The sequence below is a fragment of the Streptomyces sp. genome, assembly GCF_019510245.1.
Lineage (GTDB): Bacteria > Actinomycetota > Actinomycetes > Streptomycetales > Streptomycetaceae > Streptomyces.
Genome location: NZ_JAEKKT010000379.1, coordinates 1 through 7,876 on the forward strand (window position 1 = coordinate 1; position 7,876 = coordinate 7,876).

Consider the following 7,876-nt stretch of genomic DNA (forward strand, 5'->3'; position numbering starts at 1 on the left):
AAGGCCCTGGCAAAGGCGAAGGACGCCCAGTCGGACCTGTCCTCCGCCAAGTCCCGGCTCTCCTCGGCCGATTCCTGGGTCACCCGGGCGACGAAGGAAGCCGACAAGTACAAGGACGACCCCACCGGCAGCAAGTCCAACGCCGACAAGCCGGACGAGGGCAAGGTCCGGGCTGCCACCCGGGACGTGCAGAGCGCCAAGTCCGCCCACACCAAGGCCCAGTCGGACGTCACCACCGCCCAGAGCGCCCTGGACGCCGCGAAGAAGATGGCCCAGGACGCCCGCAAGATGCGCGACGACGCGGCGGGTGAGGCGAAGCGGAAGATCGACGAGGCCTCCGACGCCGGGATCCCGAACCGGCACTGGTGGCAGGACGTCGGCCACTGGTTCGAGGACAACTGGGACACCATCGTCACCGTCTGCAAGGTCGTCGTCGCCGTCGTCGGGATCATCGCGATGATCATCGGCGGGCCGATCCTCGGCGCGATCGTGCTGGTCGCCGCGCTCGTCGTCCTCGCGGACACCCTCTACAAATACTCCAAAGGCCAAGCCTCGCTATGGGACGTGGCATTCGCCGCGCTGGACTGCATACCCGGCGGCAAGGGCATCACCAGCCTCGGCAAACTCGCCAAGGGATTGAAGACCTTGGGCAAGGGCGGCCTGAAAGGCATGGCGCTGGCCTTGAAGGGGATGGGGCCCAGGCTCAAGGGCCTGGGCCGGGAGATGAAGACTCTCTTCACGTGCGGCGACCCCATCGACATGGCCACCGGGCAGATGGTCATGTCGATCGCGGATCTGTCCCTGCCCGGTGTCCTGCCGGTCGTCGTGGAGCGCAGCCACCGCACCGGAGTTCAGGCCGGCGGCTGGTTCGGACCGAGTTGGACCTCGACGCTTGACCAACGGCTGATCTTCGACCAGGACGGTATGCGGTTCGTCGCATCCGACGGCACTGTCCTGTACTACGCGATACCGGAGCCGGGCGAGACGACCGGTCCGGTGCTCGGCCCCCACTGGCCGCTCACGCGGGGCGATTCGCCTGACGCGGACTTTACGCTGCGGCAGCCGGAGACGGACACGACGCTGCGCTTCCGCCGCGTACCGAGTGGCCCGGCGAATGAACTCCCCCTGGTCGGTGTGCAGGACCGTCATGGCAACACACTCACCGTGCACCACGCCGAGGACGGCTCCCCGTCGGAACTGATCCATCACGGGGGGTACCGCGTCGGGATCAGCACGGCGGACGGCCGGGTGACGGCCCTGGCGCTGCTGAGCGCGCCGGGCGAGCCCACTCTCCTGAGATACGGATACGACCCGGACGGCCGTCTCACGGACGTGGTCGACTCCTCTTCCGCACCTCAGCGCTACAGCTACGACGAGCGGCTGCGCGTCACGGGCTGGCAGAGCAGAAAAGGCGACTGGTACCGCTACGCCTACGACGACGAAGACCGTTGCGTCCGCACGGGCGGTGACGACGGCGTACTCGCCTACCGCTACAGCTACGACACCGACACCCGCGCCACGATCGCCACGGACTCCCTGGGCCACTCGATCACCTACGTGTTCGACGAGAACCATCGTCCCCTGCGCGAGACCGACGCGCTGGGGCACAGCACCCTCCGCGACTGGGACGATCTCGGCCGGCTGGTGGCACAGACCGATCCGCTCGGTCACACCACGCGCCACGGTTACGACGCTGCTGGAAACCTGACCCGGACTATGCGCCCGGACGGCGCCGTGGTGTCGTTGGAGTATGACGACTTCGGCCACGTCACCAAGGTGACGCAGCCCGACGGCAGCGTGTGGGAGTCGGTCTACGACGAGTGGGGCAACCGAGTTCAGGTCATCGACCCCCTGGGAGCCACGACGGCCTTCACCTTCGACGAACGGGGCGGCCTCACCGGCATCGTCGACGCACTCGGCGAGCGCCAGCAGACGCTCGTCAACGATGCCGCGGGCCTGGTCGTCGGTGTCACCGACATCCTGGGGGCGACGGAGAGACTCACTCGGGACGCCTTCGGCCGCATCACGGAACTCACCGACGGCTTCGGCGCGGTCACGCGAGTGGGCTGGACCCTGGAAGGGCAGCTCGCCTGGCGCCACCTCCCGAACGGGAGCACCGAGCACTGGACATACGACGCCGAGGGCAACCCCCTGGAGTACCGCTCCTCGAACGGCAGGCACACCAAGTACGAGAACACGCACTTCGACCTCTGCACCCTGCGGGAGAACGAGGACGGGAGCGTCGAGCGCTTCTCGTACGACAGCGAGCTCAGACTTCGCAGCGTGACCAACGGTGCGGGGATGACCTGGAGTTACGAGTACGACCAGGTCGGCCGGCTGATCGCCGAGACGGACTTCAACGGCCGTACCCTCACCTACGGCTACGATGCGGCGGGACGGCTCGTCCAACGGACCAACGGAGCGGGCGAGGTCACGCGTCTGTGCCACGACGTCCTCGGAAACGTCGTCGCCATGGACGCCGACGGCACCACCACCACGTACGAGTACGACCTGCGCGGCAGACTCGTCGGGGCCCGGAACACCGAGGTCGAGCTGCGCCGGGAACTCGACGCGGTGGGCCGTCTGCTCGCCGAGTCGTGGAACGGCCGGGAGGTCCGCTCCGAGTACGACGCCGCGGGCCGCCGGGTACTGCGCAGGACGCCGAGTGGCGCGGTGACCCGATGGGCCTATCAGCTTGGGAGGCGAGAGGTCGTCCAGCGGATCGGGGAACACGATCTCACCTTCCGGTACGACGTAGCGGGGCGTGAGATCGAGCGGGTGATGGGGGAGGCCGCCCGCTTGACACAGGACTGGGACGGCGAGGGGCTGCGTACCACCCAGCGAGTACTCACCGCAGCCGGTGACACCCGGCAGCGGGTCTTCCAACACCGTGCCGACGGCGCGCTCACCGAGATCCACGACTCTCGCCATGGCTCGCGGACCTTCACCTTCGACCGCTCCGGAAGGGTGACAGCGGTGCACGCCGGCGTCGGCCGGGAGGAGACGTACCGCTACGACGCGGTCGGCAACCTCACCGCCTTCGCCACGTCGGCAGCCGTCCGGGACGAGGAGACGGGGCCCGGCGATCGCAGCTACTCAGGCACCCTCATCGAGCGAGCCGGCCGAACCCGCTACCACCATGACGATCAGGGCCGAGTCGTCCGCAGGGTCACCGGGCTCATCTCGGGCGGCAGGCGTGAGTGGCACTACGCGTGGAACGCCGAGGACCAGCTCACGGACGTACTGACGCCGGACGGCCGTCGCTGGCACTACGTCTACGACCCCGTCGGCAGGCGGGTGGCGAAACAGATGCTCGCCGCCGACGGTACCGTCCTCGATGAGACGCAGTTCTACTGGGACGAGGACGATCTCGCCGAGCAGGCCGCCGGGACCGTCAGTACGGTCTGGGACTGGGCCGGTGGCCCGGCGCCGGTGGCGCAGCGCGTGCGTGAAGCCCGACCGCTCGGCCCTGGGACGTCCCAAGCGGAGATCGACGAGCGCTTCTACGCCATCGTCACGGATCTTCTGGGCACCCCGACGGAAATGGTGGACACCGAGGGCGGTGTCGTATGGACGCAGTCGTCCACTCTCTGGGGTGTCCCCGTAGTCTCGACGGCGGCCCAGCGAGTCGACTGTCCGCTGCGCTTCCCCGGGCAGTACGTCGACGCGGAGACGGGGCTCCACTACAACCATCACCGCTACTACGAGCCCGGCACCGCCCGTTACCTCAGCCCTGACCCGCTGGGTCGGACCCCGGCCCCGAACCCTCACGCCTATGTGAAGAACCCGCTCCAGTGGAAGGACCCGCTGGGGCTCAAGGCTCCGTGTCTCGTCGATCTCTACCATGGGACGCTCGGCCAGCACGCGGACAGCATCATGGCGAACGGGATCGACATGACGGCCTCGGCCCGCAAGATGGACTTCGGGAAGGGCGGCTTCTACGTCACGAACGATGCCCGGCAGGCCCTGGACTGGGCGAAGAAGCTGGCGAACGACAGGGGCGGGGTGCCGGCCGTCATCCACTTCAAGGTACCGAAGGCCCAGCTGGAGGGGTTGCGGAGCAAGATCTTCAGCGGGCCGGGGGACGACGTGGCCGAGTTCATCCGGCATAACCGCAACGGGGGCGCCATGCACAACTACGAGCTGGTTGAGGGGCCGATGCTGCGTAACCTCAAGGGATTCCTGAGGGAGGGGAAGCCCCCCGTCCTGAACGGGCACCAGATCGCGATCTTCGGTGACAGGGCCGCCGAGCTCTTTACCGGCTCCATTTTCCGACGAGTAGGACCTCCGACATCATGACAACAGAATTCTTGATGGATCTCGACGAGGGAATGGTCGAGTACTTCCGCGACATCGCGAACGAGATGATCTCGCGGTTCGGTATTTCTCGGGCGGAAGCGGTGGCAAGGATCAACGAGCGGTACCACGACGCGGAGATCTCTGCGTACCCCGATCTCATGTGCCACGAGTTCCCGGAGTACTGGTCGTACGGCCTGTACTACTACCCGAACGAGTCCGGACGCCTGCCCACCGGTGACGAGGACGACGACGAGGGCTTCGACGTGTCCGCCCTGCGCGTCCGCCCCGCGCCTCCGACGGACTCGCCCTACTGGACGCTCGGGGCCTGACCGCCTTGCTCGAACCACAGGAGTGACGAGGATGACCGACCTGGAGCGGGGTGGACTCCCTTGGCTGCGGATCACGTCCGACGAGGGGACTGACGGCGCTTCGAACGGCTCGCGGCGCTGGCGCTGCACCTCCACCCCGAAGGGCTCGGACCGATCCTGGCGGCGGTGCTGGTCTCGCGGCCCGCGGGCGTGAACACGGAGGACCTGGTCGACCTGCTCGGAGAGCTGCGGGCCCCGGAGGGGGGCGAGCCGGTCGCCGCTCTGGTGCGGGAACGGAAGTCGACCGACGGCCCGTACTTCACCTTCTGCGTCAACGCCCTCCAGACTTTGGTGGTGGCGTGGTTCGACGAGTGACCACGTCCGCCGACGTCTCGGTGATCCGGACGCTTTGCTCGGCGGTCGGGCGGGCTGCTCTGGGACCCGAGCAGCCGGAGTGACGGTCACTTCCAGTGCAGCGACTTGGCGACCGCCTCGAAAAGCTCGACCAGGGCGTCGGCAAACATGTCCAGGGATGTCGAGAAGGTGAGCAGGAGAACGGCTTCGGTGCCCGGGACACTGACGGCGTAGTCGACCACGGTCACAGGCAGTCGGTTACCTGAGGAGTCGTCGACGACCGGAACCGTACGGGTACGTCGCATGGTCGCCGGGCCGGCAAAGGGGAGTTCGACAGCGCTGATCTGCTGAGAGCTCCCGCGGGCGTCCAGGCGGAACCCCTGGCCTGGAGGGACGACGGTTACCAGGAGCGAGGACGACAGCGGCACCGGGCCGATGGAGGTCGCAGAGATGTAGAGCTCGACACCGCCGTTGTCGTGGCCTTCTTCGGCACGAGCGCGAAGCGCCTTGCTGAATTCCCGCTTGAGCAGTACGGCATCGTCCTGACCGTCGAAGACCCGTTCGGTCAGTGCTTTGATCGGCCCTTTCCAGCCGTCGGGCTCAAGCGGAATCCGGAACCAGCCGTCCGGAACGACGAGGCCGTAGTCGGTGGGCGGGAGCCCGCCATCGGTGAGACCGCCGGCGACGGCGTCAGCCATTCCTCAGCCTTCCTTGATCTCGGTGAGCTCCAGCGACTCGGCCAGCGTCTGCGCCAACTCCAGAAGTGCCTCGCCGAAGACGAGATTGGTCCACGACATGCGGAAGACAAGGATGTTGTCGACCTGTGCTGGAAGCACCGCGTAGGTGACCGTCTCCATCATCGTCTTCTTCTTGAAGAGCGAGCCGGTCTCCACCGACAGGATTTCCTGGACCCGTACGCCGGGCCCGGATGGAAGATTCACCTCGGTCACGCTCCGGCGCTCGGGTGACGTCGGGAGGACAGCTTCCAGGAGCTCGGGAAGACGGTCCGTGGACCGGTATCCGTCGCCGTCGTAGTCGTGCACCTCGTAGACGGCGGTCACCGCCTTTGCCGCGTCGATCACATAGGCATAGGCGAACGTGGGGTCGCCCAGATCAGCCGTGGCCGCCACCCGAGCCAGCACGGAGGAAAGTTCACGGAGCTCACCTCGCGGAGCATCTGCGCCCAGATACTGCCGGGCGGCGCGCTTGGCCCACTCCCCGAACTCCGCGTTCTCTCCGACGGGGAGTCGGATACTGCCCTCGGGCTCGGAGATCAGGCACTGCCACATCGCGTCGCCGCTCACTCGGAATTCCTCCTGGCCGTCACGAACCCACCGTCCAAGCGGTCTTCCACTTGTTGTACGGATTATCCCATTCCGTGAGGCCGTGAAGCTTGTCATTTCCGTCGATGGCGGTCGCGGCGACAGTGTAGGCAAGCCACCTCTGCCCAGCGGATCGCACATAGTCGGTGAACTTCACACCGCCCATGCTTTCGAACTTTCCGAGGATCGGCACCTCTTTGAGCGTCTTGCTGGACTCGACCCATTCCGGATTGCCGAAGGGCCGGGCTCCCTGCCAAGCATCCCTTCCGAAGAGTTTCCCCACGTCCTTGAAGTCCTTGAGGCCCTTCACGGCGTCCACCGTGTCCTGGTAGATCACCCTGGGATTCAGGACGTGCTTGAACTCCCCGAGCTTCCCGAAAGTACCCGGCAAATCACCCGCGAGCCTCTGTGACGCCTCTTCGGCGGCTTGGTTCGCGGCTTTGGTTGCCTTGCCCTTCAGGGTGTTGGCAGCCTTCACCGATCTACCGGAGATCGAGTTGGCCGCGAGGAAGTCCGCCCGGGCGGAACGGCTCGCCGTCTGCACCCCTCGCACGCCGGCTGCGGCCGCCTTGCCCGCACTCAGCGCGGCGCGGCCCAGCCCGAGCGTGAGCAGGGCCACGCCGTCAAGAACCAGGTCGGCGATACTCGCGTCCCCCGAAAAGACGAGCACCAGATGGCAGGCGAAAGACACCACAGTCGCGAGCAGGGCGATCGCATCCAGGACGCCCGCCAGCGCCCAGCCGATCACCGGGATCCAGCCGACCAACAGCGAGGCGAGAGCGCAGGCTGTCGCCACCCAGCCGGCGATATCCGCGATGCTCTTGAGCGCTCCCTTGATGTTCTCCCAGGTGGAGTCCTTCAGCTTGTCGTGATCAATGAGCGCCTCCAGGGCGCGAGCCGCCTTCTCACCGGCTCGGTTGCGGGCGTTCTTGGCAGCGTGCACCCGCCTGATGGCGTCCTTGACACGACGGTCGACCTCGTCCCGCTTCGTGGTGAGGTCGTGCTTCTTCTGCTCATAGTCTCCCGCGGACTTGTCCAGGGCGTCGAGCGACTTGTCGAGACGGTCCCGCTCCTCACGGTCACTCTCGGCGTCGTTACGGGCCCTGTCCGCCGCCTGCTGCGAAGACGCCAGAACGGAGGCGTACTTCTCGTCCGGCCGGTCCGTCTGCTCACCCAGAAGGTCGGCAGCGGTCTCGAAACGGTCCAGGACCTTCTTCAGACGGCCGACGGTCCCCTCGGCCGTCTTGCGGAACTCGTTCGCGGCATCGCTCTGCCAGCCGTCCACCCCGCAGAGGGCTTCGATGTTGCCGGTCTGCCTTCTGATGGCATCGGCCACCGTGCGAAACCGCCGACCCAACTTCGCCACGGCCTCTGGATCCCCCGACACCGGGTCGGAGTCCAGCTCGACCGGAGACCAGTCCTTCGGTCGGGACATCATTCCCCTTGCCTCTAGGTGTGTTGTTCGGAGAGGTTGGTGACGCGGCTGGCTGGTGGTTGGCCGCCGATCCCGGTGTGGGGTCGGTGGTAGTTGTACCAGTCCAGCCAGTCGGGAAACGCGGCCTGGCGTTCGGCGTTTGAGGTGTAGGGCCGCTG

The 7,876-nt window shown here is 66.8% G+C and carries 7 protein-coding genes; 3 read left to right on the forward strand and 4 right to left on the reverse strand.

What is annotated here, in order from left to right; genetic code table 11:
- The 3 genes from JF597_RS52190 to JF597_RS52200 all read left to right on the forward strand — a co-directional run.
- A partial coding sequence (locus tag JF597_RS52190) for an RHS repeat-associated core domain-containing protein (RefSeq protein ID WP_294013892.1) occupies positions 1-4,299 on the forward strand: 4,299 nt, incomplete at its 5' end.
- Positions 4,296-4,628, forward strand: coding sequence for a hypothetical protein (locus tag JF597_RS52195; RefSeq protein ID WP_294013893.1), 333 nt, complete (start codon positions 4,296-4,298; stop codon positions 4,626-4,628). The genes JF597_RS52190 and JF597_RS52195, both read left to right, overlap by 4 nt.
- A gap of 165 nt (positions 4,629-4,793) precedes the next feature.
- Positions 4,794-4,982, forward strand: coding sequence for a hypothetical protein (locus JF597_RS52200; RefSeq protein WP_294013895.1), 189 nt, complete (start codon positions 4,794-4,796; stop codon positions 4,980-4,982).
- A gap of 86 nt (positions 4,983-5,068) precedes the next feature.
- Here the strand turns inward: JF597_RS52200 and JF597_RS52205 are convergent, their stop codons facing one another.
- From JF597_RS52205 to JF597_RS52220, 4 genes are all read right to left on the reverse strand, one after another.
- Positions 5,069-5,659, reverse strand: a complete 591-nt coding sequence (locus JF597_RS52205; protein WP_294013897.1) for a hypothetical protein — start codon at positions 5,657-5,659, stop codon at positions 5,069-5,071.
- 3 nt (positions 5,660-5,662) lie between these two features.
- Entirely contained in the window at positions 5,663-6,265 is a 603-nt protein-coding gene (locus tag JF597_RS52210) for a hypothetical protein (RefSeq protein WP_294013899.1), read from the reverse strand.
- Positions 6,266-6,284: 19 nt separating this feature from the next.
- Complete coding sequence (locus JF597_RS52215) at positions 6,285-7,619, reverse strand: hypothetical protein (RefSeq protein ID WP_294013901.1); 1,335 nt, start codon at positions 7,617-7,619, stop codon at positions 6,285-6,287.
- A 113-nt stretch (positions 7,620-7,732) separates the two neighbouring features.
- Positions 7,733-7,876 (reverse strand): integrase core domain-containing protein (locus JF597_RS52220; protein WP_294013902.1); only part of this gene is annotated, 144 nt, incomplete at its 5' end.